At 51.7% G+C, this 25,012-nt stretch carries 20 protein-coding genes, 1 tRNA gene and 1 pseudogene; all 22 read right to left on the bottom strand.

Annotated elements, in window-relative coordinates:
- Window positions 1–55: 55 nt before the first annotated feature.
- On the bottom strand, window positions 56–1,861 hold the full coding sequence (locus BGX12_RS10205) for a glycoside hydrolase family 9 protein (RefSeq protein WP_109735980.1): 1,806 nt from the start codon (window positions 1,859–1,861) through the stop codon (window positions 56–58).
- 243 nt (window positions 1,862–2,104) lie between these two features.
- Window positions 2,105–2,914, bottom strand: a complete 810-nt coding sequence (locus BGX12_RS10210) for an ABC transporter ATP-binding protein (RefSeq protein ID WP_109735964.1) — start codon at window positions 2,912–2,914, stop codon at window positions 2,105–2,107.
- The gene (locus tag BGX12_RS10215) at window positions 2,904–3,902 is read right to left on the bottom strand and encodes an ABC transporter ATP-binding protein (RefSeq protein WP_109735965.1); all 999 of its coding nucleotides are present in this window, start codon (window positions 3,900–3,902) and stop codon (window positions 2,904–2,906) included. Before BGX12_RS10215 ends, BGX12_RS10210 begins: the two co-directional genes overlap by 11 nt.
- 11 nt (window positions 3,903–3,913) lie before the next feature.
- On the bottom strand, window positions 3,914–4,759 hold the full coding sequence (locus BGX12_RS10220; protein WP_109735966.1) for an ABC transporter permease: 846 nt from the start codon (window positions 4,757–4,759) through the stop codon (window positions 3,914–3,916).
- Window positions 4,760–4,761: 2 nt separating this feature from the next.
- Window positions 4,762–6,156, bottom strand: coding sequence for an ABC transporter permease (locus tag BGX12_RS10225; RefSeq protein ID WP_109735967.1), 1,395 nt, complete (start codon window positions 6,154–6,156; stop codon window positions 4,762–4,764).
- An 18-nt stretch (window positions 6,157–6,174) separates the two neighbouring features.
- On the bottom strand, window positions 6,175–8,004 hold the full coding sequence (locus BGX12_RS10230) for an ABC transporter substrate-binding protein (RefSeq protein WP_109735968.1): 1,830 nt from the start codon (window positions 8,002–8,004) through the stop codon (window positions 6,175–6,177).
- 444 nt (window positions 8,005–8,448) lie between these two features.
- Window positions 8,449–9,876, bottom strand: coding sequence for a phosphopyruvate hydratase (gene eno, locus BGX12_RS10235; RefSeq protein WP_109735969.1), 1,428 nt, complete (start codon window positions 9,874–9,876; stop codon window positions 8,449–8,451).
- Between the two features lie 98 nt (window positions 9,877–9,974).
- Window positions 9,975–10,616, bottom strand: coding sequence for a hypothetical protein (locus BGX12_RS10240; protein ID WP_146196311.1), 642 nt, complete (start codon window positions 10,614–10,616; stop codon window positions 9,975–9,977).
- 62 nt (window positions 10,617–10,678) lie between these two features.
- Window positions 10,679–11,458, bottom strand: a complete 780-nt coding sequence (locus BGX12_RS10245) for a hypothetical protein (RefSeq protein ID WP_146196312.1) — start codon at window positions 11,456–11,458, stop codon at window positions 10,679–10,681.
- 286 nt (window positions 11,459–11,744) lie between these two features.
- Window positions 11,745–12,221: a 30S ribosomal protein S7 gene (rpsG, locus tag BGX12_RS10250; protein WP_109735972.1), complete on the bottom strand. Its 477-nt coding sequence runs from the start codon at window positions 12,219–12,221 to the stop codon at window positions 11,745–11,747.
- A 20-nt stretch (window positions 12,222–12,241) separates the two neighbouring features.
- A complete protein-coding gene (gene rpsL / locus BGX12_RS10255) occupies window positions 12,242–12,631 on the bottom strand; it encodes a 30S ribosomal protein S12 (protein WP_072980597.1) in 390 nt (129 codons plus the stop codon).
- A 72-nt stretch (window positions 12,632–12,703) separates the two neighbouring features.
- Entirely contained in the window at window positions 12,704–17,158 is a 4,455-nt protein-coding gene (gene rpoC / locus BGX12_RS10260; protein ID WP_109735973.1) for a DNA-directed RNA polymerase subunit beta', read from the bottom strand.
- 1 nt (window position 17,159) lies between these two features.
- The gene (gene rpoB / locus BGX12_RS10265) at window positions 17,160–21,431 is read right to left on the bottom strand and encodes a DNA-directed RNA polymerase subunit beta (RefSeq protein ID WP_109735974.1); all 4,272 of its coding nucleotides are present in this window, start codon (window positions 21,429–21,431) and stop codon (window positions 17,160–17,162) included.
- A 190-nt stretch (window positions 21,432–21,621) separates the two neighbouring features.
- The gene (gene rplL / locus BGX12_RS10270) at window positions 21,622–21,993 is read right to left on the bottom strand and encodes a 50S ribosomal protein L7/L12 (RefSeq protein WP_109735975.1); all 372 of its coding nucleotides are present in this window, start codon (window positions 21,991–21,993) and stop codon (window positions 21,622–21,624) included.
- Between the two features lie 52 nt (window positions 21,994–22,045).
- Complete coding sequence (gene rplJ / locus BGX12_RS10275; RefSeq protein WP_109735976.1) at window positions 22,046–22,582, bottom strand: 50S ribosomal protein L10; 537 nt, start codon at window positions 22,580–22,582, stop codon at window positions 22,046–22,048.
- Window positions 22,583–22,592: 10 nt separating this feature from the next.
- Window positions 22,593–23,279: a 50S ribosomal protein L1 gene (gene rplA / locus BGX12_RS10280; RefSeq protein ID WP_109735977.1), complete on the bottom strand. Its 687-nt coding sequence runs from the start codon at window positions 23,277–23,279 to the stop codon at window positions 22,593–22,595.
- A 40-nt stretch (window positions 23,280–23,319) separates the two neighbouring features.
- On the bottom strand, window positions 23,320–23,745 hold the full coding sequence (gene rplK, locus BGX12_RS10285) for a 50S ribosomal protein L11 (protein WP_073161458.1): 426 nt from the start codon (window positions 23,743–23,745) through the stop codon (window positions 23,320–23,322).
- A gap of 30 nt (window positions 23,746–23,775) precedes the next feature.
- A complete protein-coding gene (gene nusG / locus BGX12_RS10290; RefSeq protein ID WP_109735978.1) occupies window positions 23,776–24,312 on the bottom strand; it encodes a transcription termination/antitermination protein NusG in 537 nt (178 codons plus the stop codon).
- 5 nt (window positions 24,313–24,317) lie between these two features.
- Window positions 24,318–24,506, bottom strand: coding sequence for a preprotein translocase subunit SecE (gene secE / locus BGX12_RS10295; RefSeq protein ID WP_073231058.1), 189 nt, complete (start codon window positions 24,504–24,506; stop codon window positions 24,318–24,320).
- A gap of 19 nt (window positions 24,507–24,525) precedes the next feature.
- Window positions 24,526–24,598, bottom strand: a tRNA-Trp gene (locus BGX12_RS10300).
- A 12-nt stretch (window positions 24,599–24,610) separates the two neighbouring features.
- Complete coding sequence (gene rpmG, locus BGX12_RS10305; RefSeq protein ID WP_109735979.1) at window positions 24,611–24,763, bottom strand: 50S ribosomal protein L33; 153 nt, start codon at window positions 24,761–24,763, stop codon at window positions 24,611–24,613.
- Between the two features lie 12 nt (window positions 24,764–24,775).
- Window positions 24,776–25,012: pseudogene (gene tuf, locus BGX12_RS10310) on the bottom strand (elongation factor Tu); the annotation flags it as partial.

Below are 25,012 nucleotides of genomic sequence, written 5' to 3' on the forward strand. Positions count from 1 at the left end.
TTTTCAACACTTCAATCCTATCGGTTCCTTTAAAGGAACCTCCATGATAAACTAACTACTTCACAGAAGCAGCCTTCTGTCCCAGGTAAATAGCCTGCATGCAGCCAGCCACATAAGCCAGGGGAGCGTTCCAGTTAATGGCCACTTCGTTGGTTGCGTAGCTGCAACGGTTGTCGATGTAGGCAAGAGCCGGCTTGTCTGCAGAAGCGTAGTTGGGGCACTTCCACATTTCCTTGCCGTCCAGGTTAATGTCCTGCTTGCCCAGGTGGGGGCCACCTACCAGCATGCCAGGCACCGGATCGTCAACCCAGTCGCCTTCACTGGGGCGATGATGGGGATTGCGGGCGCTACGGTAACCAAAGCCAGTGACGTAGGAAATTTCCATGGGGTTCTTACCCAGGAGATAGTCAAGCACCTGCTGGGCGCCGTCCACATAGCTCTTGTCGCCAGTCAAATAATAGGCGTGGAGCAATACCATGGCGTTGTTTGCCATCGCACTATTGGAACCCCAGTTCCAGCTCCAGGGGAAGGCAGGCAGGTGATAGCCGCTAGTATCGCCAACAGCACGGAGGTTGTTTGCTTCGTCCATCACCACCTTCTTTGCAGCCTTGTTCAGGTCGGCCCCGAAAGTCTTTGCGTCCTTGGCCACGCGGAATGCAGCAAGCATGTTCACGTTGCCCCACCAGGCGCCATCGGGAGTAAACGGGTTCTTCTTCAGGTCAGCGAGATAGCCGTTTGCAGCCTTGTCCTTCTGGCCGGCCACCACCTTGGCGCGGTAAAGTTCGGTTGCTGCCCAGCGGAATTCGTCCTTGCCGTTTTCGTCGCCAGGAGCGTAGCTACCGGTCTGCACATCTTCCGGCTGCTTGTAGAACTGCTTGGGGAACTTCTTTGCCCAGGCGTAGGCCTTTTCGGCAGCCTTCAGGCACTGTTCCGCAAATGCAGGATCCACCTTCTTGTAGACTACGGAAGCCTGGGCCATGACAGCGGCAAAGTCAAGAGTAGCAATGGTATTCTTGATAATGGCATAGCGGGGAGCGCCATCCAGTTCCGGCATGACGGAACCGCCAAACATCAGGGTTGTCACCTTATGATAGACGCCGCCGTCGGCATCCTGCATGGTAAGCATCCAGTCCAGGTTATACTTTACTTCTTCCAGAATCAGCGGGTAGTTCTTCAACTCGCGGGGAATGTTCCAGGAGAGGGTATCCATGTAGGAGGGGAAATCTTCGTACATTTCCAGCAAGGTGAACACGGTAATGCCGGAATTCACAATATACTTGCCGTAGTCACCAGCGTCATACCAACCCTTGGAAGAATTGATGATCACGTTCTGGCCGGCCTTGGGATGTTTCTTGCCAACGGACTTCTGATAGCCCGCTGCAGTACGTTCGTCGGTACCGTAAACAATCACCTTGTCATCCGGATGACCCGCGGCACGGACCCACTTGCCACCGTACTGGGCCTCGATGGGCATGCTGGCACGCTGGTAGTAGAACCACTTGATGGCAGCCTTTGCCAGGTCTTCGTAAACGTTGTTACCGATAACCACAGGATTGCCCAAATATTCGCCACCGCGATAAAGGCGGTAAGTGCCGGGAGTCTTTACTGCAGAAAAGTCATAAGTCTGGACTTCCTCTCCACTATAGTCCCAGTCGTAGACCATGGGAGCATCCAGCTTCAACACAGTCTTGCCATTCAAATCGCGAACTTCAAATTCGTTAGCGTCGCTACCAGGAATGACAGCCAACTTTTCGGATTCGGGGGTAAAGCCAAGCTGATTGATCAGGAGGGGGCCAGCAAAGGTGCTTGCAAGGGCACCTGCAGAAAGAACAGTAGTAAGTACAGTATTAAACTTCGTCATACCCTGAATATACTTATAAATGCGCAACTTGTACTAAAAGCTTGTATTTTTTGTGTTTTCAAAAAGAACCAACGCACCACAGGGCTTTCCATCATGACTGAGCTGCAGGGATTTGGCTTGAAAAGCAAAATCCCCGGCGCCACTTGCGTGGAACCGGGGATTTTCAATGCCTAAGCACTAGTTTCGTCGGTAGACCTCAGAATCAAAAAATCAATCTTCCTACTGTCTACCGTCTACTTCCTACTACTTCTTGGAACGACGGCTGTTCTTGATCCATTCAGTCTTGTGGACTTCCGGAATATCGTCCAGCAGCTTCAGGGTGTGCGGTTCGTTGGTGTTATCCAACACTTCTGCAGGGGTACCCTGGTTCACGATCTTACCATCGTGCATGATGAAGATACGGTCAGAAACGTAGTTTGCAAGACCGATATCATGGGTCACGAACACCACGGTCATCTTCAGTTCGTCTTTCAACTTACGAAGATAGTCAAGGATGTTTGCACGAACGCAGGCGTCCACCATGGAGGTAGCTTCGTCAGCGATCAGAACCTTCGGACGGAGAGCGAAGATACGGGCAAGGAGCATACGCTGCATCTGACCACCGGACAGTTCGAACGGATACTTACCTTCGATGTCTTCGGGCTTGACGTTCACAGCCATGAGGCCTTCGTCCACGCGGCGGCGGATTTCGTCCTTGGAGGGCTTGTCCTTCAGGATGTTCAGGGCGTCTTCCAGCTGGCTACGGATGGTAAAGAACTGGTTGAAGCAGCCGAACGGATCCTGGAACACGGACTGGACTTCGTTCCAGTGGTCCTTCAGGTTCTTGATGGGCTTGTCGCGATAGAGGAACTGACCGCGAGTGGGTTCGTACAGGCCAAGCATGATCTTGGCGAGAACGGACTTACCGCAACCAGAACCACCCACGATGGAGATGAATTCTTCGTCGTAAATGTCGAAGGAAACATCCTTCACAGCAGACTTCAGATTCTTACCGGCACCGAAGTCCTTGCTGATGCGCTTAGCGGAAAATACAACGGGCTTATTAGACAGCATAATCGCACCTCACTTGACGACCGCCAACAATGCGGATGTTCTGGGTATTCTTCTTGCAATCCGGGCATGCCTTCTTGCAGCGCGGGGCGAAGCGGCAACCCACGATCTTGTTCTTGAGGCTGGGAGGAGCACCTTCGATAGCTTCCGGATGGCGAGTACGCTGGGAAGCTTCGGTAGAGAGCATTGCGCCCATAAGAGCCTGGGTGTAGGGATGACGAGGATCCTTAACCACCTGTTCTGCAGTACCCATTTCAACGATTTCGCCGGCGTACATGATGGCGATGTTGTCAGCCACATGGTACAGGAGCGGAAGTTCGTGGGTAATGAAGATCATGGTGCTGAAGATGCCCTTGTCCAGAAGATCGAAGATCATGGAGATCACTTCCTTCTGGGTGGAAACGTCCAGAGCGGAAGTCGGTTCGTCAGCAATCACCATCTGCGGGTTGAGCAAGGTGGAGATACCGATCACGGAACGCTGGCGTTCGCCTGCGGTCAGCTGGATCGGATAGGAGTTCAGAACGCGCTGGGTGTCCATGCCGAACAGGTCGAAACGGTCACAGAGGCGCTTGTAGATTTCAGCAGCGTCCATCTTCTTGCCGGGCTGCTGGTGAGCAGCGATCACGTCAGCAGCGATGTCCTTGATCTTACGAACCGGATTCAGAGCGTTGAATGCACCCTGAGGAATCATGGAGACCTTCTGAGCCAGAACGTTGGCACGAACGTCTTCGATGGAACGGTTCATGAGGGATTCCATCTTGTCGCCGGACTTCACACGGACATCACCCTTTTCAGGATAGAGAGGGGGAATGCACATGCCCATAAGGCCGGACACGAGAGTGGACTTACCGCAACCAGATTCACCAGCGATACCGAGGATTTCGCCCTGCTTCATGGAGAAGGACACATCGGTAACTGCGTGAGTCTTGTCGCCGAAACGACCCAAGTAATAGAGGCCGAGGTTTTCTACTTCAAATACATTTTCAGACATTTCGTTACCTCTTACTTACGCAGACGCGGGTTGAAGACGCCTTCCATAGAAGTATTGATCAGGTACAGGGAGAACACGGTCAGGGTGACGACCAGAGTTGCCGGCAGGAATGCGATCCAGATGGAGTCGGCAAGAGCGCCGTTGTCCTTAGCCTGGTTCAGGATGATACCCAGAGAAGTGGTATCCACAGGGCCAAGACCGATCATGGAAATGGAAGCTTCGGAAAGAATACCGGAACCCACCTGCATGATGAACACCATGAACACGTAGGAGAGCAAGTACGGGAGCACATGCTTGATCACGATGGTCAGGGTGCTTGCACCGTTAATGCGGGCAAGGGAGATGTGGTCGCGGCTACGCAGAGAAGAAGCCTGTGCACGGACTGCACGAGCAGACCAGCTCCAAGCGGTAAGACCAATCACCACACCGATCAGGGTCAGGGAACGGCCATCCTTGAAAGCAGAGCTGATGAGCACGAGGATCACGAACTGCGGGATAACGATGAACAGGTTGGTGAACATGTTCAGGACTTCGTCAATCCAGCCGCCGCGGAAACCGCCGAACAGACCAATAAGAACACCGAGTGTAGTAGCGATGATACCGGCGAGGAAACCCACATAGAGGGAGTTGCCCAGGCCTTCGATCAGCAGGGAGACATAGTCACGACCCAGGTGGTCGGTGCCAAGCAGGTGAGCAGAGCTGGAGCCAGCATAAGGACCAGCAAGGATGTCACGAGCATGAGTGTCCACGCTGTAGAAGATCGGTCCGAAGACAGCGATCAACAGGGTGAGCACGAAAATAGAGATACCGACGACGAACATCGGAGACTTGAGAAGGTTTCTAAAGAGCTTTCCCATGATTACTTACCTCCCATCTGGAGACCGGCCTTAACGCGCGGGTCAAAGACTGCGATCAGGACGTCAACAGCGAAGTTTGCAACGAGAACGCAGGTAGAGATCATCAAGGTACAACCCTGGATGGTAGCGTAGTCCTGCTTGTTAATGGCGTCGAGCATAGCCATGCCGAGGCCCGGGTAAGAGAAGATCATTTCGGTAATGAGTGCACCACCCACCATTGCACCGAGAGACTGGGCAAGACCGGTGAGCTGCGGGAGCATAGCATTACGGAACACATAGCTAATGATCTTGCCTTCACGGAGACCAAGCCACTTAGCATACTTCATGTAGTCGGTACCAAGTTCATAGATGGACATGGAACGCATACCAGTAGCCTGACCGGAAAGAAGAATCGGGAAGCAGGAGAAGAACGGAAGGATGTAGTACCAGCCCACGCTCTTCAAGCAAGTCCAGGAGAAGGTGAACTCGGAAATATCCGGGCTCATGTTACCCACAGCCGGGAACCAGCCGAGAGTGATGGAGAACAATGCCACCAGGAGCATACCGAACACGAAGTACGGCACACCGTTGAGGAACATTGCAACCGGGAAGAACACCTTGTCGAAGATGCCGCGCTTGTAAGCAGCGAAGGCACCCAGGAGGTTACCGATGATCCAGCCAAGGAGAATGGTCGGAGCCTGGATGAGGAGGGTCCAGGGAAGAGCATTCTTGATGATGGTGGTAACTTCAGTGTTGTTGGTGTAGGACTTGCCAAGGTCGCCCTTGAACACGTTGCCAATGTAAGCAAAGAACTGAGAAATAGCAGATGCGCGCTTGGGTTCGGTCTTCATCACGACTTCGTCCACCATGATGGTGTCGATCTGTTCGTGTTCAGACTGAACCTTTTCCATGACGGCGATCTTTTCGACCTGAGCGACCTTCTTCTTGGTCTTCTTGTCCTTGATCATGACCGGCTTGCCCTTCTTGTTCAGGACAGGCTTTTCTTCAAAAACGGCTTCGCCATTTTCGTCCAGCTTCTGGCGTTCAACCATCACCGGATTGCCTTCGGCGTCAACGTCCTTGACGATAGACTTCTTTACGACGGGCTGACCGTTTTCGTCCATCTTGGCAACCTTCTTGGTAACCATCTGGCCGTTAGCGTCCAGTTCCGGTTCGTAAACAGCGTTACCCTGTTCGTCCAGTTCGGCCATGCCGAAGGACACCAGGAGTTCAGCCTTCTTCAACTGAGCTTCAGTGGGAGAAAGGCCCTTACCGGCCTGACCCATAATGATGTCGACCGGGTCGCTACCGCCCACGCGGGGCAGAGCAAAGTTCAATGCCACTGCAAAGACGAAGGTCAGGAGATACCAGAACCCCTTCTGCAGGACATAGCGTAGCATAGGATATTGTTTAAGCATTTGTATTCCTTTTAACCTTTATTTTGCAAGCTTCAAGTTCCAGAGAATCTTGGTACCGGATGCAACCCAGGGGAGCTGGGCGGGAGCATACGGATTTTCAGCGGTGGGCCAGTTGGTCCATACACGGTCGCTGAATTCGTAGAACTGTTCCGGCAGGTAAACCAGCGGAATGGACGGCTGATCTTCCATAAAGATCTTATTCAGTTCGCGGTAAGCCTTTGCGATTTCGGTGGAGTCAGTCATCAGAGGAATTGCAGACAAAAGCTGGTCCACTTCCGGACGGTATTCAGGAGAACCCGGCTTGTTGTAACGGCCGATGTTCACGCCTGCCCAGCCACCAAGCGGCTGCCAGTCACGAGAAGACATGATTTCGTTGAAGCGGCTCCAGGGCAGAGACGGAGTAACATCAGCCACCGGCTTGTGCATCACCAGGTCGAAGTTGCCAAGACCCATAGCCGGCCAGTAAGCACCGCCATCTACGAAGCCTTCGCGAATATCGATACCGGCCTTACGCATACCATCGACAGCGATGGTGACCATAGCTTCCCAGTCGGTCCAACCAGCAGGGGAAGTAATGGACAGAGTCGGCAGGCGTTCGCCCTTGTTGTTTTCCATGTGGTCCAGAGAACCATCGGCATTGAATACGGACTTGAAGCCAGCTTCGGAGAGCATCTGCTTCACAGTTTCAAGACGCTTAGCGTCGTCTGCGATTTCCAGATCCACGCCGTACTTCGGCAGGTCTTCGTCAACAATGTACTTGCCTTCCAGGTCGGTGGGCATGATGAGGCCAGCCTTCAGGGTGGAAGTATAGTTGGACACAGCGAACTGGCGGAGAGCGTTGTAGTCGATAGCTGCAGCAAGTGCACGACGGAAACGCTTGTCATTCAGAGGTTCCTTAGTGGTGTTGATCACGAGCATGGGCATTGCACCCGGACGGAAGTAAGGCGGTTCGTTCCACCAGGTGTGGACGCCTGCGGAAGCCTTACGATTGATACGCGGGATGAAGCTCTGGGAAGCATCCAGGTTGCCTTCACGCATTGCAATGGTGTTATGTTCGTTGTTCTTGTAAATCGGGTGAACGATGTACTTCGGAGCAGGCAGCTGGCCATTGTGAAGGGCAGCGTTGCCCCAGTAGTCGTCACGACGAACCAGGATAATCTTGGATTCGTTAGCAGACTGCAGACCATACGGACCGGAAACGATGGGGCTCTGGTCCATGGGCATCTTCTTCACTTCGTCCAGACCCTTTTCCTTGATCATAGGTTCGAAAACGTGAGACGGTGCGATACGGGTAGCCTGGAGCATGTCACGAACGGTAAGCGGGTTGTTACGAGCCTGCTTGTTCACCATGAAGGAGAGACGTTCGGTAACCTGACCTTCCGGTCCATTCTTCAGGGTGTCTACGTGAATAGCGGAAATCTGTTCAGCAGTGTTCAGGGAACCACGGAGGAACATGAAGGTCACGTCGGTAGAGGTCACCGGCTTGCCATCGCTCCACTTTGCGGCGGGGTTCAAGTCAACAACGATGCTGTCGTTATTGGAGAGTTCTTCAACCAGATGGCCCAGAAGGTCTTCAATCTGACCATTCAGGGAGTTGTACGTAATCAGCGGTTCGTACATCAGGTTGAAGCGGCCACCTACCGGCCAGGATGCTGCCCAGCTTTCAGCCAGGGGGTTGAAGGAACCCGGAGCAGAAGTCTGCTGACCAGACAGGTAAAGTGTTTCCTGACGGGGCAGAGCGCCGCCAGCCAGTCCGCCTTCCGAAGATGCGTCGCCGCAACCGGAAAGGAGCGCACCAGTTGCCGTAAGCGCAAGCGCCGTCTTGGCAATCGATTTCAATCCAATCATTGTGTCCTCTTTAAGTAAGCTATATCAAGCTTGTGTGAAAAAATTCTTTCGTAATATAGTTTATGAAGTCAATATTGTTTTCACGACAATGAGAAAATGCGTTTACAAAGGCAACAACCCCCCAAAGCCCTCCACATAAGCCTTACAGCCCGGTCTTAGGTTTACTAAAGTTTACAAATACGTCGTAGAATGGTTCATCCCGAGTTTAAAGGCACTAGGGACAGACATTTAGTCATACCGAACAACATCCCCTGAACCCAGTCATGCTGATGAATATCAGCATCGGCAGTACATCACCATCACGTCATGCTGACGAAGGTCAGCATCGGCTTTTATAAAATTAACTTGTATACAAAATTCAAGACAAGCTAATCTAATTCGTATAAAAAAAAAGAAAGCCCCGACCTAAGTCGGAGCTCTCTTTAAGTTTTTCTCTAAGAGAGATTACTTAGCCTTGCAAGCCTTCTTGGCGCAAGCCTTCTTAGCAGCCGGCTTTGCAGCCTTGACAGCCTTGCGAGGATCGCCAGCGTACTTTGCAGCCTTGCCAAGTTCTTCTTCGATGCGGAGGAGGCGGTTGTACTTGCAGACGCGGTCGGTACGAGAGAGAGAACCGGTCTTGATCTGGCCAGCAGCGGTACCAACAGCGAGGTCAGCAATGAAGGTGTCTTCGGTTTCGCCGGAACGGTGAGAAACGATCGGAGCATAACCAACTTCCTGAGCACGCTTGATAGCAGCGATGGTTTCAGAAACGGAACCAACCTGGTTCACCTTGATAAGGATAGCGTTGGCAATGCCAGCTTCGATACCCTGGTTGAAGATGGTCGGGTTGGTAACGAACAGGTCGTCACCCACGAGGTTGAGCTTGGAACCGAGCTTGTCGGTCATAACCTTCCAACCTGCCCAGTCAGCTTCATCCAGACCGTCTTCGATGGAGAAGATGGAATACTTGTCGATGAGCTTTTCATAGAGCTTCACCATGTCAGCAGACTTGAGGGTCTTCTTGGTGGACTTCTTGAAGGTGTAGGTTTCCGGCTTGCCAGCCTTGGTGTTCTTGTCGCAGAATTCAGAAGAAGCAACGTCAAGAGCGATCTTGATGTCGGTGCCGAACTTGTAACCAGCATTGGTGGTTGCAGTCTTCAGAGCGTCGAGAGCCTTTTCGAGGGTCATCACGCCAGTGATTTCGTAACCGAACTTGTTCTTAGCCGGCTTGATGCTTACGCCAGGAGCGAAGCCACCTTCGTCACCAACGGTGGTGTCGAAGCCACCCTTCTTAAGGACAGCCTTAAGAGCGTGGAAGATTTCGGTCACCATCTGGAGACCCTTGGAGAAAGTCTTAGCGCCAACCGGAGCGATCATGAATTCCTGGAAGTCGATCGGAGCGGAAGAGTGAGCACCACCGTTGATCACGTTGCACATCGGGCAAGGAAGGGTCATGTCAGCTTCCTTAGTGCCGGAGATCTTAGCGATGTACTTGTAAAGAGGCATCTTAGCGTCCTTAGCAGCAGCAACGCAAACAGCCATGGAAACGCCGAGGATAGCGTTTGCACCCAGCTTGTTCTTGAGCATACGGTCGCCATCGAGAGCGATCATAGCGTCATCAACTTCAACCTGCTTGGAAGGATCCATACCGATGATCTTCTTAGCGATCTTGGTGTTGACATTCTTAACAGCGGTAAGGGTGCCCTTGCCGAGGTAGGTCTTCTTGTCACCGTCGCGGAGTTCGCAAGCTTCGCGTTCACCGGTGGAAGCACCGCTCGGAACTGCAGCGTGACCGGTCACACCGTTTTCGAGGGTAACATCAACTTCGAGGGAGGGATTGCCGCGAGAGTCGAGAATCTGGCGGGCAACAACGGACTTAATTTTAGAAGCCATTTTATTTGACCTTTGGTTAGAGTGAAAAAATTAGCTGCGAGAAATATAGGAATAAGTAGGAAGTAGGAAGTAGACAGTAGACAGAAAATGTGGGGAAATCACTTACCCATTTGAGTCCCTCCCCAACGAACAAACAAACCTACAGCCCAATCTTTATTCGTATAGCGGAGGGATGTTCCCAAATCAATGTATGATGTAGATCTTCTTTCATTTTTTTTATAAACATAACGCAAACCGACATTCTCTACATAGCCCCACTCATCACTCCAAAACCAGCTCACCACATGGTGATAGTCAAACAAACCAAACTGACCATTATCAGTAAGGCTCCAATAGTTATTCCCCGTAATAATTTCAAGCAGGACTACAAAAGGGATTGCCGCATTTTCATGGATGGCTCCAGCGATTGCGGACAATAATCCAACGGGCGCCACGAAGAAAAGGAACTCGTCAGAAATTACCTGATCTGTTTTAAAATTCAATTCAAAGCGAATGGGACTGCCTCCTATTCCCACCCATCTCTTATCTAAGAAGTTCCCGTACAGATTACTATCAAATCCACTTATGACTCCAAGCAAATCGATATCAAGTATTGCAACATTATCTATGGTAGCAATGTAGCTAAACCCGTAATGAAATCCTCCAGGCCACCAAGAATCACTAGCAGTTTTCATTCCGCTGGAAATATGCGGTTCCTCTTCCTGGGCTATTGCAGCCTGCGTACATGCAACAAGCAACATTATCGTAAAAAATCGGGTCATACAAATTAGAATGTAGATAAATTAAAACGTACCACACATACCTAGAACCATCCAATGATTTCATTTTTTACTACGCACCAGGATCCGTTCTCTTTTCGTAGGTAAAATCTATCCATCGTAATAGAATAGCCCTCAACAAGAGCCAAGTCTCTATTTTCATTCACATATATTCCAGTCACCTTAAGTAGTCCCTCATTTCCATACATCGGAACGCCATTAGGAGTCAGGTCGCTAACAGGCATAATGTTGCCTAGAAACTTCTTTTTCAGGAGATTGCTTTCGTAACTCCAGGGAGACTCAAGCTCCATAAATACATCCAAAGCATACTTATCGGTCTCGGTCATCAAGAGTCTATTCAGATTCAAGGAATCTGCTACAACACACAGATTGCTCGCCACTGGACATTTTTCATAATGACAATCAATCTTTTTAACGTAAGCCTCTAATTCCTCAAAACCTCCAGCAGGAATTACTTTGTACACAACATCTACTTGTTCTGCAAAGTACAAAGAGAATTGCGCGTTTTGGTCAGAACACTCACCTGGTTTATACAGAGCCAAGTAAATAGCCCTTAACTCGTCTGCAACGGGCCCCTGGGCAGCAGATGCAGCGCAGGTCAAATCAGAGCGCTGTTTCCATTTTTCAAAGAAAGGACGAGCAAGCAATTCCACGCTATCGTTAAAAGCCAGATCTTCATCTTCAGGCAAGTTGAACCTGTAGAGTTCGTAGGCCTTATTCAGCAAGGCGTAGGTGGAGTCAGCATCCAGTCCATCCTTCGTCTGTTGGAACAAGGCTCGCTTGTGTAGGCGATCTTTCTCCACAGACTTTTCATGAGCCTCGTAGGCACGCCTTTCGGGCGACTTGCAGCATCCCGAAAAAAGCATGGATAACAGTAAAAATAGAATGGAGCTCGTTAAAATTTTCATCATCTTTTTTTAGCCTGAAGCAATCACCAATATACGAAAAACCTAAACAAAACAATTCCGATATCAGATACCAGCAACATGCGACACTTACCTTACGTGCTACTCTAGGATACTACAAAAGAAAAGGTTCCACTTTTCAGTGGAACCTTTTCTTCTAGGATATTCTTTACTATCGCAAGAATTAGAAACGGAAGTGAGCGAAAGCCTTGTTGGCTTCGGCCATCTTGTGGGTATCGTTCTTCTTACGAACAGCGTTACCTTCACCGTTCTTAGCAGCAACGAGTTCTGCAGAGAGACGCTGAGCCATGTTCGGTTCGTTGCGCTTGCGAGCTGCGTCCAGCAACCAGCGGAGAGCGAGAGCCTTGGCGCGGTCCGGTGCGACTTCCATCGGAACCTGGTAGTTTGCACCACCGATACGGCGGGACTTGACTTCCAGCTTCGGCTTGATGTTGTCGAGGCACATTTCGAACTTTTCGAGAGCGGATTCAGAACCTTCGATCTTCTTGTCCAGAGTTTCGAGGGTGGTGTAAACGATCTGTTCAGCGATGGTCTTCTTGCCCTGCTTCAGGACGACACCGACCAGTTCGGTAACGAGAGTGGACTTGTAACGCGGATCCGGGAGGATAGAGCGATGGAGAGCCTTTCTTCTTCTAGACATGTTTTACCTTCCTTTCCTTATTACTTCTTTGCAGGAGCGGCGCCCTTCTTCTTGACACCGTACTTGGAGCGACCGTTCTGACGACCGTTAACAGCCTGGGTATCCAGGGTGCCACGGATGATGTGGTAACGAACACCCGGAACGTCCTTCACACGACCACCGCGGATGAGCACGATGGAGTGTTCCTGGAGGTTGTGGCCTTCGCCGGGGATGTAAGCGGTAACTTCCATCTTGTTGGAAAGGCGTACACGAGCGATCTTACGAAGAGCGGAGTTCGGCTTCTTCGGGGTGCTGGTATAAACACGGGTGCAAACGCCGCGCTTCTGGGGGCAGGACTTCAAGGCCACGGAAGCGGTCTTGTTGCTGATCTGTTCACGTCCGTTGCGGACGAGCTGTTGAATAGTAGGCACTTTTTAATCTCCTAGATTTTTGGAGTGCAAATATAGTTCATATTTCCAATTATTTCAAGTACTTAGCGCAAATTACTCGGAATCATCCTCGTCGGAGGAGCCAACTTCGTTATCCAGCATCTGGATATCGCCGGCGTTATAATCCTCGAAAGTTGCGGAAGCACTTGTCGGCCGAGCAGCTGCTTCTGCTTCAGCATCGGCATCAACCACCTGGACGTTCCTCAGATGGCGGGCACCGGTACCACACGGAATCAGACGACCCATAATCACGTTTTCCTTAAGGCCCATGAGCGGGTCTACGCTACCTTCGATGGAAGCGCGGGTAAGGATCTTAGTGGTTTCCTGGAAGGAGCAGGCAGAGATGAAGCTGTCTGTTGCCAAGGAAGCCTTCGTGATACCAAGGAGCATCGGCGTGAAGGTCGCCGGAGTCTTACCGACTGCAACCAGCTGATCGTTGATTGCGCGGAGACGGGCCTTGGAAATTTCTTCGCCCGGGAGCAGTTCGGAATCACCGGAAGTCTCGATTCGGACCTTACGCATCATCTGGCGAACGATACATTCGATGTGCTTATCTGCGATAGCCACACCCTGCAGGCGGTACACTGCCTGGATTTCGTTAACCAAGTGGCGCTGGACTTCTTCAGGACCGATATCCTTGAGAGCAAGAATATCGCGGGGATCCACGCTACCTTCGCTGATCTTCTGACCAGCACGGACACGGTCACCTTCGTTGACCGCCAGATGAATACCGCGAGGAACCAGCACTTTCTCTTCGGTTTCACCCATAGTAATACGTACAACCTGGTTGTTGCGGACATCTTCGATGGGGCCAACCAAGCCGTCAATGGGGGCAATGTATGCCCTGTTCTTCGGAGTACGAGCTTCGAAAAGTTCTGCGACGCGGGGAAGACCACCGGTAATGTCTCGGGTCTTACCAGCTGCACGCGGGAGCTTAGCAACGGTCTGACCGACAGTCACCATGTCACCGGACTTCACAGTCAGGATGGCGCCATCAGGCAGCATGTAGTTACCCAGCTTGGTGTTGGAACCATCCACAACCGTCACTGCCGGATGGAGGTCCTTCTTACCGTGCTGCTTGTCGCTAATAACGATCCAGGTTTCGTTGCCAGTGACTTCGTCGGTTTCCACACGGTAGGTGCGGTTTTCGACCATGTCAGTAAGAACAACCTTACCGGAAACGTTAGAGATAATCGGGCTGTTATACGGATCCCATTCGAACATGACGTCACCCTTCTTGACGGTTGCGCCATTTTCGACGTAGACGATTGCGCCGTACGGGATCTGGTAACGACCCTTGTTAATACCTGTGGTATCGTAGATAACGAGTTCTGCCATGCGGCTGGTAACAACCTTCTGGCCTTCGTGAACAACGGTTTCCAGCTGTTCGAGTTCTACGTGGCCGTCCACAGAGGCCTTCTTGTTGTTTTCAACGGTCAAACGGGAAGATGCACCACCGATATGGAAGGTACGGAGGGTCAGCTGAGTACCCGGTTCACCGATGGACTGTGCAGCGAGCACGCCAACAGCTTCGCCGAGGTCAACCGGACGACCGGAAGCCAGCATACGGCCGTAGCACTTGGAGCAGACGCCAGTGCGAGAGTCGCAAGTAAGCACGGAACGCATCTTGATGTGTTCAAGACCAGTTGCGCTAATCTTAGCAAGGTCACGTTCCTGAACCAGGTCACCAGCCTTGACGATCACTTCGCCAGTCACCGGATGAACGATGTCGTTCACAGGTGCGCGACCCAGGAGACGTTCTTCCAGAGCGATGATGGTGTCATCACCGTCCTTAAAGGCAGACATGTCAATACCGTTGGTGGTACCGCAGTCTTCTTCGGTAATCACCAGGTCCTGACCAACGTCAACCAGACGACGGGTAAGGTAACCAGCGTCAGCAGTCTTCAGAGCGGTATCAGCAAGACCCTTACGAGCACCGTGAGAGGAAATGAAGTATTCCATCACGTTCAGGCCTTCACGGAAGCAGGACTTAATCGGGTTTTCAATAACTTCCTGACCACCCAGCTGCTTGATAGGCTTCTGCATCAGACCACGCATACCGGACAGCTGCTTAATCTGTTCGCGGCTACCACGAGCGCCGGAGTCGGCCATCATGTAGACGGGGTTGAAACCGTCACGGTCGTTGGAGAGAAGTTCCCACTGCTTAGCAGCCACTTCGGATGTAGTCTTGGACCACACGTCAATGGTCTGGTTATAACGTTCACCGTCAGTAATCACACCGTCTTCATAGAGGCTACGAATGTTGGAAACAGCTTCTGCAGCCTTGTCCAGCATTTCCTGCTTTTCCTTGGGGATCACCATTTCGGCGATAGCCACAGAGGAACCAGCGCGAGTAGCCCACTTATAACCATTGGCCTTCAGGTCATCCAGGTAGTCAACCGTTACGCGGTTGCCGGTACGACGGTACAGGTCATCGATAGACTTTGCAATTACCTTCTTGCCGAAGGTTTCGTTTGCGTAACCCAGGGCATTCGGTACAAATTCGTTGAAGATGATACGGCCGACGGTAGTCTTGATCACGTTCTCTTCCTTGAGGGTGAGGAACTTGATCTTTTCACCGGCCTTCACTTCGACTTCGAGAACGCCATTGTCATCAGCTTCTTCGCGGACCATGGTGCAAGCCTTTTCGACGGCACCCATGTAAATCTTGCGGCCCTTGGGGAGCTTCAGGTAAACGTAAGCGTTCAGGTCGACCACACCGTTTTCGTAAGCGCGGATTGCTTCGGCGGGGTCAAAGAAGTGCATGCCTTCGCCCTTGCGACCCGGACGGGGCTTGGTCAGGTAGTACAGACCCAGCACGATGTCCTGGCCCGGCACAGCGATCGGCTGACCGGAAGCGGGGTGAAGAATGTTGTTGGAAGACAGCATGAGCACGCGGCATTCCAACTGAGTTTCGAAAGACAGCGGGAGGTGGCAAGCCATCTGGTCACCGTCGAAGTCTGCGTTAAATGCGGTACAGACGAGGGGGTGCAGGCGGATTGCATTACCTTCGATGAGCTTCGGATAGAAGGCCTGGATACCGAGGCGGTGCAGAGTAGGAGCACGGTTCAGCATCACCGGATGGTCTTCGATAATCTGTTCGAGAATGTCCCAAACTTCAGGACGTTCTGCGTCCACATACTTCTTAGCGGACTTCAGGGTGTAAACGATGCCTTCTTCTTCCAAGCGCTGGATAATGAACGGCTTGTAAAGTTCCAAGGCCATACGCTTCGGGAGACCGCACTGGTGCATACGGAGTTCCGGACCGACCACAATAACGGAACGGCCAGAGTAGTCCACACGCTTACCGAGGAGGTTCATACGGAAGCGACCCTGCTTACCCTTCAGGAGTTCTGCAAGGCTCTTCATCGGGCGAGCAGAACCTGCACGGGCGGTACGGCGCGGGCTGTCGAACAGCTGGTCCACAGCTTCCTGCAGCATACGCTTTTCGTTGCAGAGAATGACGTTAGGGGCACGGATATCAACCAGCTTCTTCAAGCGGTTGTTACGGTTGATCACGCGACGATAGAGTTCGTTCAGGTCGGAAGTTGCAAAACGGCCACCTTCCAGGGGAACGAGAGGACGCAGATCGGGGGGGATCACCGGAAGGACGTCGAGAATCATCCAGGACGGCTGGTTAGCCAGCAGGCGGGATTCGGACGGATAGCGGTGACGGAAAGCTTCGTAGGCTTCGGCCAGGACGAACTTTTCAACCTTGCCATCGTAGTCAGCCTTGAATTCAGCGACGGCTTCAGCGAGGCCCTTGAGCCAGGGCTGCTTGGCATCCTGTTCGCGAGCTGCTTCCGGATTTTCGTAGTAGGACTTGAAGCTGTCCATCTGAGACTTGCGGAAGGAGTCCACAATCTTCAGACGCTTCAGGGCTTCGTCCTTCTTGGTCTTGGAAGTAGAGGTAGCCTGGATGCGGAGATCATTGGAAAGAGCAGTCAGGTCAACACGGTCAAGCAGCTGCTTGATAGCGGATGCACCCATCTTGGCGTCAAACTGACGGCCTTCGTTGGTGAGGTCCTGATACTGAGCTTCGTCGATCAGGGTGTTGGGTTCCAGATCGGTGGTACCCGGGTCGATCACTACGTACTTTTCGTAGTAGATGATGTTGTCCAGGTCCTTAGTGGAAAGGTTAAGGAGGGCACCGATGACGCAGGGCTGGTTACGGACGAACCAGGTGTGAGTCAGAGGAATAGCCAGTTCGATGTGGCCCATGTACTTACGGCGTACGTTGGAGTGGGTAACTTCCACACCGCAACGGTCACAAACGACACCCTTGTAACGGATACGCTTGAACTTACCGCAGTTACATTCCCAGTTCTTCACAGGTCCGAAAATCTTTTCGCAGAAAAGACCATCCTTTTCGGGCTTGAAGGAACGGTAGTTAATGGTTTCCGGCTTGGTCACTTCACCATGAGACCAGCTGCGGATCATGTCCGGTGCAGCCAGGTGAATCGAAATGTCACCAGAATTTTCAAACTGTTCTGTCATTTCTTCAGCCATATTACTTCTCTCCATTGGTCTGAATATTGAGACCCAAAGAACGAACTTCGCGAATCATAACGTTAAAGGATTCAGGTACACCCGGGCGAGGAGTGTTCTGACCACGGACGATGGCGTCATAGACCTTGGAACGGCCCTGGACATCGTCAGACTTGACGGTGAGGAGTTCCTGCAGGGTGTATGCTGCACCGTAAGCTTCCATAGCCCACACTTCCATTTCACCGAAGCGCTGACCACCGAACTGGCTCTTACCGCCAAGAGGCTGCTGAGTAACCAGTGCGTAGGAACCGATAGAACGAGCATGGATCTTGTCGTCTACCAAGTGGCCCAGCTTCAGGTAGTACATGTAACCGATGGTAACCGGGTTCAGGAATGCTTCACCGGTCTTGCCGTCATAAAGCTTTGCCTTACCAATGATCTTGCCATTGTCCGGATCCATTTCGTAGTTAACGATGGGGTTCTTTTCGTAAGCCTTCTTCAGTTCTTCACAAATGTCTTCGAACTTGGCACCGTCGAACACGGGGGTAGTCACCTTGAAGCCGAGAGTCTTGGCAGCCCAGCCCAAGTGCACTTCGAGCACCTGACCGATGTTCATACGAGAAGGCACGCCCAGGGGGTTCAGAAGGATCTGCAGCGGACGACCGTCTTCAGTGAATGGCATGTCTTCCACCGGCACGATCTTGGAGACCACACCCTTGTTACCATGGCGACCTGCCATCTTGTCACCGATGGAGAGGCAACGCTTCTTGGCAATGTAGACCTTGACGCACTTGAGAACGCCGGGCTTCAGTTCGTCGCCCTTGGTCACCTTGTCAATTTCCTTTTCCATGGTACGGGTCAGGGTATCCAGGTTGTCGCGTGCAACCAGCACGAGAGTGAGAACTCTTTCCTGAAGTTCGTCGTCGCCGACAACGAAGGTAGAAGCCGGAGAAACCTTGGTCACGTCGATGGCGCGGAGGTTCTGTTCGGTGTAGGTCTGGCCTTCGCGAATCAGGAGTTCATGAGTTTCGTTGTCCATCACCTTGCCAGCAGCCTTACCGCCCAGCAATTCGAACAGGTGTTCAGAGCAGGATTCCTTGATCTTATCAATCTGAACCTGGAAGTTTGCACGAATTTCGGCAATAGTTTCCTGGTCCTTTTCCTTGCTATTCTTGTCAGCCTTGTCCTTCTTGCTGAAGACGCGGGTTTCGAGCACAATGCCCTTCATTCCCGGAGGAGCCTTCAGGGAGGTGTCACGTACATCACCGGCCTTTTCGCCGAAGATTGCACGGAGCAAACGTTCTTCCGGAGACAGTTCAGTTTCGCCCTTCGGAGTAACCTTACCGACGAGGATATCGTCAGCGGTAACTTCAGCACCGACGCGAACCACACCATTTTCGTCCAGGTTGCGAAGAGCATCTTCGCCGACGTTGGGGATTTCGCGAGTCAGTTCTTCCGGACCGCGCTTGGTGTCGCGGACTTCCATTTCGTATTCTTCGATATGGATGGAAGTGAAGGTGTCCTTGATTGCCAGTTCTTCGGAAATGATAACGGCGTCTTCGTAGTTATAACCATTCCACGGGAGGAAGCCGATCAAAATGTTCTTACCGAGAGCCAGTTCACCGTGGTCGGTGGACACGCCGTCAGCCAGCACGTCGCCAGCCTTGACGAAGTCACCCACGTTAACGATGGGCTTCTGGTTAATGCAGGAATCCTGGTTACTACGTTCGAACTTACGCAGAACATATTCGTCAATAGGATCCTTGCCGAGGAATTCGTAGTTTTCGCCGAGACCGGTGAGAGGCACGAAGTTGCCGTCAACCATGTCGCCGCGTTCAACAACAACGTTACGAGCGTCAACGAACTTCACGCGACCGTCGTGCTTTGCACGAACAACGGTACCGGAGTCGAGAGCGGCGCGACGTTCCAGGCCAGTGCCAACCACGGGGGCTTCTGCACGGAGCAGAGGCACAGCCTGACGCTGCATGTTGGAACCCATCAATGCACGGTTAGCATCGTCATGTTCGAGGAACGGGATAAGACCAGCTGCCACGGACACGATCTGCATGGGAGCAACGTCCATGAGGTCGATACGTTCGGTTTCGAAGTCATCCAGGGCAATGGAATCCTGACGCATGACGTGGGGATATTCGCTCTTGTCGCGGACGATGACGTAGCCGTCCATGTCGCCCTTGAAGCGGTTGTCGTCGGTGAGTTCGGTAGAAGCCGGAGCCACCTTGAACTCATCTTCTTCGTCAGCGGTGAGGAAGATGATGTAGTCGGAAACGATCTGTTCAACGGTGTTGCCAACCTGTTCGTAGTCGGGCTTGCCGCTGAAGTCTTCAACAGTGAGACCGTTACGGTAGTAGGTCACTTCGCCATCAGCGTCCTTGAATGCGAATACTTTGTTCACAAAGCCTTCGAAGAGGTCACGCTGCTTGTTGTCCAGGTTCATACGAACAGAATCGATCTGCTTCTTGGTCAGTTCCAGTTCCAGGAACAGGTGCGGATCGTGGACGAAAGCCTTGAAGATACCGTAGTGCCACTTGGACACAGGAGCCTTCACGATGTTGCCCTGGGCGTCCTTGAAGTCTACGAGACCCACGATACGGTACGGGGTTTCGATGAAGCCGTACTGGTTAACGACTGCAAAGGAAGCGAGGGAGTTGATAAGACCGATGTTCGGGCCTTCCGGAGTTTCGATCGGGCAGAGACGGCCGTAGTGAGTGTAGTGCACGTCACGGACTTCGAAGCCTGCACGTTCGCGGGAAAGACCACCAGGACCGAGAGCGGAGAGACGACGCTTATGAGTAAGTTCGGAAAGCGGGTTCATCTGGTCCATGAACTGGGACAGCTGGCTGGAGCCGAAGAAGGCCTGCACAACGGTGGACACCATACGAGTGTTGACCAGTTCACGAGGAGTAGTCTGTTCGTCTTCGCCGTGGAGAGTGAGGTTTTCACGGATCACACGGGACATACGGGAAAGGCCTACAGAGATCTGGTTAGCGAGAAGTTCGCCAACGGACCTGGTACGGCGGTTGCCCAAGTGGTCGATATCATCGAGGGAGTAACCATCGGTACCATTGTAGAGACCAACCATGTATTCGATCATGGCAAGGAAGTCTGCCTTGCTCATGGTCATGGTCTGGTTGGACGGAATCTTGAATTCAGGACCGAGTTCAGCGAGGACTTCGCGGATTTCAGCCTTGTTGTAAATCTTTGCGTTCAGACGGTTACGACCCACTTCGCCAAGATCATACTTGTGGGGGTCGGTCAAGAACTGGCTGTCGAAGTAAAGTTCGGCAGTGCGCATGTCAGGAGCTTCATCCTGCTGCTGGTGGGTCACGGAGTAGATAGCCTTGAGAGCTTCTTCGCGGGACTTGGTCTTGTCTGCAGCCAGGGTGTAGTGCATGAGAAGATTGTCTTCATCCTTGGAGAGAAGAACAATTTCTTCGACATCGCTCTGGTCGAGAGCAGCGAGCTTCTTGTCGTCAAGAACAGTGTTGGCATAGACGATCACTTCACCGGTGCTGGTGTCGACCACGTCTTCAAATACGATACGGTCAGTCAGGACGCTCACGCCGTTATCATCGAGCTGAGCGAACATTTCCTTGAAGTTGACCTTGTCAGTCTTCTTGTAGAAGAGCTTCAGGATTTCCTGAGTAGTTTCGAAACCGATGCAACGAAGCATTGCGGTTGCGGCAAGCTTCTTCTTACGGTCGATGATGAGGTAAAGGACGTCGCCTTCGGTGTTGAATTCCACCCAAGCACCGCGGTGCGGGATAATGCGGCTCTTGTAGTCAGTACGGCCGGTGGGCTGGAGTTCGTCAGAGAAGCTAACGCCATAAGAACGGTGCAACTGGGAAACGACAACGCGTTCAGCGCCATTGACGATGAACGTTCCGTTTTCAGTCATAATCGGGAGTTCGCAAACGAGAACGTCATTCTTGACTTCTTCCTTGAGCTTGCGATCTTCGCCATCTTCTTCGAAAATCTGGAGAGACAGAGTTGCGAAGAGTTCCATGGAATACGTGAGGCCGCGTTCACGGCACTCGGGGATGCTGTATTTCGGGATACCGAAATAATATCCTTCGTAGTTCAGGGAGAAAAGACCCTTAACATCAGTAATCGGGAAGATATCCTTAAACACGCGCTGCAGACCAACGGTCAGGCGCTTTTCTTGGGGGATATCCTTCTGAAGGAATTGCTCGTACGAAGCCTTCTGGACTTCGATCAGGTACGGGAGTTCCAGCTGGAACTTGTTGGAGGAATAGCTTTTTCGCTCCGTCGTCATTTGAAATACCTCATCCGGTAGAGAGCTTAATGTTGGCACCAAAGGTAGAAAAATATTAAGAATGACTATCTTCTTGACCTTGTTGCCTGGGCTTTTTTCGGTAGAAAAAGCAGAAAATCTTTATACACCAAAAGCCCACACATTAAGTGCAGGCGTTTGGCGTATTAAAGATTTTAATGAAGTGAAAGCATTACTTCAGAGCGACCTTTGCTCCGAGATCTTCCAGTTCCTTCTTGAGCTTTTCAGCGTCAGCCTTCGGCATTGCTTCCTTAACGACGCTGTTGGCCTTTTCGACGAGGTCCTTAGCTTCCTTGAGGCCGAGACCGGTGATAGCGCGGACAGCCTTGAGGACGTCCATCTTCTTAGCACCGCATTCGACGAGGATAACGTCGAATTCAGACTTAGCTTCTTCAGCAGGAGCTGCAGCAGCAGCCATAACTACAGCACCACCAGCAGCAGCTTCGATGCCATGAGTTTCCTTGAGGTAGTCAGCGAGAGCCTTAGCTTCGAGAAGAGTGAGAGCAACAATCTGATCGCCCAATGCCTTAATATCAGTTGCCATAATGTGTATCTCCAATTATTCCGTTTAAATGTTTGGATTTGTGGTTTGTTAATTAAGCTTCCGGAGCGGCTTCTGCAGCCGGAGCTTCGGAGGAACCCTCTTCCAGCTTTTCCTGGAGAGTCTTGATCTGACCGGCGATCGTGGAACCCGGGCCCAGAGCCATGGAGACGATCATTGCGATCATGCCCTTGCGATCCGGAATCTTTGCCAGGTTGACGACTTCGGTACCAGGCATCGGCTTACCATCGAGGTAGATGCTCTTGGAGACCAAGATATCGGGGTTTGCTTTATGGAATGCTTCGATTTCGCGAGCAGGCAGAAGCGGGTCTTCTTCGAAACCAACCATCACAGAAGTTGCGCCAGTCAGTTGATCGTCGAGACCTTCGACCTTAAGAGCTTCGAGAACGCGCTTGAGAAGAGTGTTCTTCACTGCACGATACTTGACACCCTTAGAAGCCAGTGCCTTACGGAGGGCATTGTCCTTATCAACGGTCATACCCTGATAGTTGAGCAGATAGACAGCGGTAGCACCCTGGAAGGATTCTACGATAGCGTCCACGGTCTGTTGTTTCTTAACTACAGCTTTCATGGTGTATCTCCTAGCGTGTCATTGCCAAATCAAGTTTGATGCCCGGAGCCATCGTTGCGGACAACGTAAGGCTCTTAATGTAAGTGCCCTTGGAAGTCTGGGGCTTAGCCTTCACGACGGAGTCGATAACAGCCTTGGTGTTTTCAACCAGCTGATCGAGAGTGAAGGAGAGCTTGCCAACGGGAGCGTGTACGTTTGCACCCTTGTCAACGCGGTACTGAATCTTACCGGCCTTGAGTTCCTTAACAGTCTGTGCTACGTTGATAGTCACAGTGCCTGCCTTGGGGGACGGCATCAAACCACGAGGACCGAGAACCTTGGCAACCTTGCTGATCACCGGCATCATGTCGGGAGTAGCAACGACTGCGTCAAAGTCCAGCCAGCCTTCCATAATCTTCTGAACCAAGTCAGCGCCACCTGCGTAGTCAGCACCAGCAGCCTTAGCAACTTCAAGGTTATTGTCCTTGCAGAATACCAAAACGCGGACCTGACGACCGGTACCGTGAGGCAGCACGACAGTGCCACGAACCACTTGGTCGGAATGTTTAGGATCCACACCGAGGTTGAAATGAATTTCGACGGTCTGGTCGAACTTCACCTCGGACTTTTTAAGAATTTCGAGAGCGGAAGTCAGATCGTATGCCTTGTTGCGTTCGATAGCTTCAGCAATCTTCTTGTATTTTTTTCCTCTGAACATGAAGTTTTCCTGTCAGATACGTAACGGTGAATTACCTGCCTCAGTCAACCACTTCAACACCCATGGAGCGGGCAGTACCAGCAACCATGCGCATAGCGGCTTCGAGGTCGATTGTGTTAAGATCCGGCATCTTCTTCTGAGCGATTTCCTGGATCTGGGCCTTAGTGATCTTACCGACCTTCTTACGGTTGGGTTCACCAGAGCCACTTTCAATGCCGACAGCCTTCTTGATGAGGGCCGGAACCGGCGAAACCTTCGTGATGAAGGTGAAGCTCTTATCTGCGTAGACGGTGATGACTACGGGAATGATCATTCCCTTAGCGTCCTGGGTCTTTGCATTGAACTGCTTACAGAATTCCATGATGTTGACACCCTTCTGACCAAGGGCCGGACCTACGGGAGGAGCCGGATTAGCTGCACCACCGGGAATCTGGAGCTTAATATAACCTGTGATTTTCTTTGCCACTGTATTATCTCCGTGTCAAAAACCGTAACATTAAACGTTGTCGGACTCAACCTGATTAAAGGCAAGTTCAACAGGCGTAGAGCGGCCGAATACGGTAACCATGACCTTGATCTTGGAGTCCATAATCTCGTCTACGACGCCCACAAAGTCCTTAAACGGACCTTCCTTGATGCGGACATTTTCGCCAATTGTGTACGGAATTTGGATCTCACCTTCTGCGGAATTACTAGGATCAACTCCAAGAAGGCGATCGACCTCGCTCTGTGTTAAAGGAATGGCCACACGCTTAGTCGGGGTCATTCCAAGGAAATGGGTGACGCCATTAATGTTCATCACCAAATGCTGGGTGAGCTCGTCCAGCACCATTTCAATGATTACGTACGTCGGCATGGTGTTCAGTGTAGAAACGCGACGACGACCGCGAACGGTAGAAACCACTTCGCGAGTCGGCACGATAATCTGACCGAACCTGTCTTGAACGCCTTCGCGTTCAATCATCTGCTCGATACGTTTTTTAATGTTGTTTTCTTGACCGGAAAAGGTGTGGATTGCATACCAACGCATCATAACGATTAACCTCTTCCCATAATCTTTTCAACAACCCAAGAGAGACCAACGTCTAATCCTGCAATATAGCATCCCATGATAACGCTGAAAAGAATTACCACGAGAGTAGAACCCTTGAGTTCTTCCCAAGTAGGCCAAGTAACCTGTTTTAATTCTTGGATGGATTCCTTGACATATTGCTTGATCTTACGCATGTTGACTCCGGGAAGTGAGCAGGTCGGGAGGGACTCGAACCCCCAACCAACGGTTTTGGAGACCGTGACTCTACCAATTGAGCTACCGACCTATTCGGACTTCCTTACTTGGATTCCTTGTGAGTAGTATGCTTGCGGCAGAAACGGCAGTACTTCTTGTATTCTACACGAGAAGGATGAAGACGCTTGTTCTTGTCGCAATCATAGTTGCGCTGATTGCATTCTGTGCATTCGAGCACGATGAGTTCTCTAGGCATTGTTTATCCCGATTACTTGATGATTTCGGTTACGGAACCAGCACCAACGGTACGGCCACCTTCGCGGATAGCAAAGCGGAGCTGCTTTTCCATAGCGATCGGAGCAATGAGAGTGGTGTGGATGGTCACGGTGTCACCCGGGGTCACCATTTCAACACCTTCCGGCAGCTGGATGGTACCAGTAACGTCGGTGGTGCGGAAGTAGAACTGGGGACGATAGCCGTTCATGAACGGAGTATGGCGGCCACC

It is taken from the genome of Fibrobacter sp. UWR4 (genome assembly GCF_003149045.1).
Taxonomy (GTDB): domain Bacteria; phylum Fibrobacterota; class Fibrobacteria; order Fibrobacterales; family Fibrobacteraceae; genus Fibrobacter.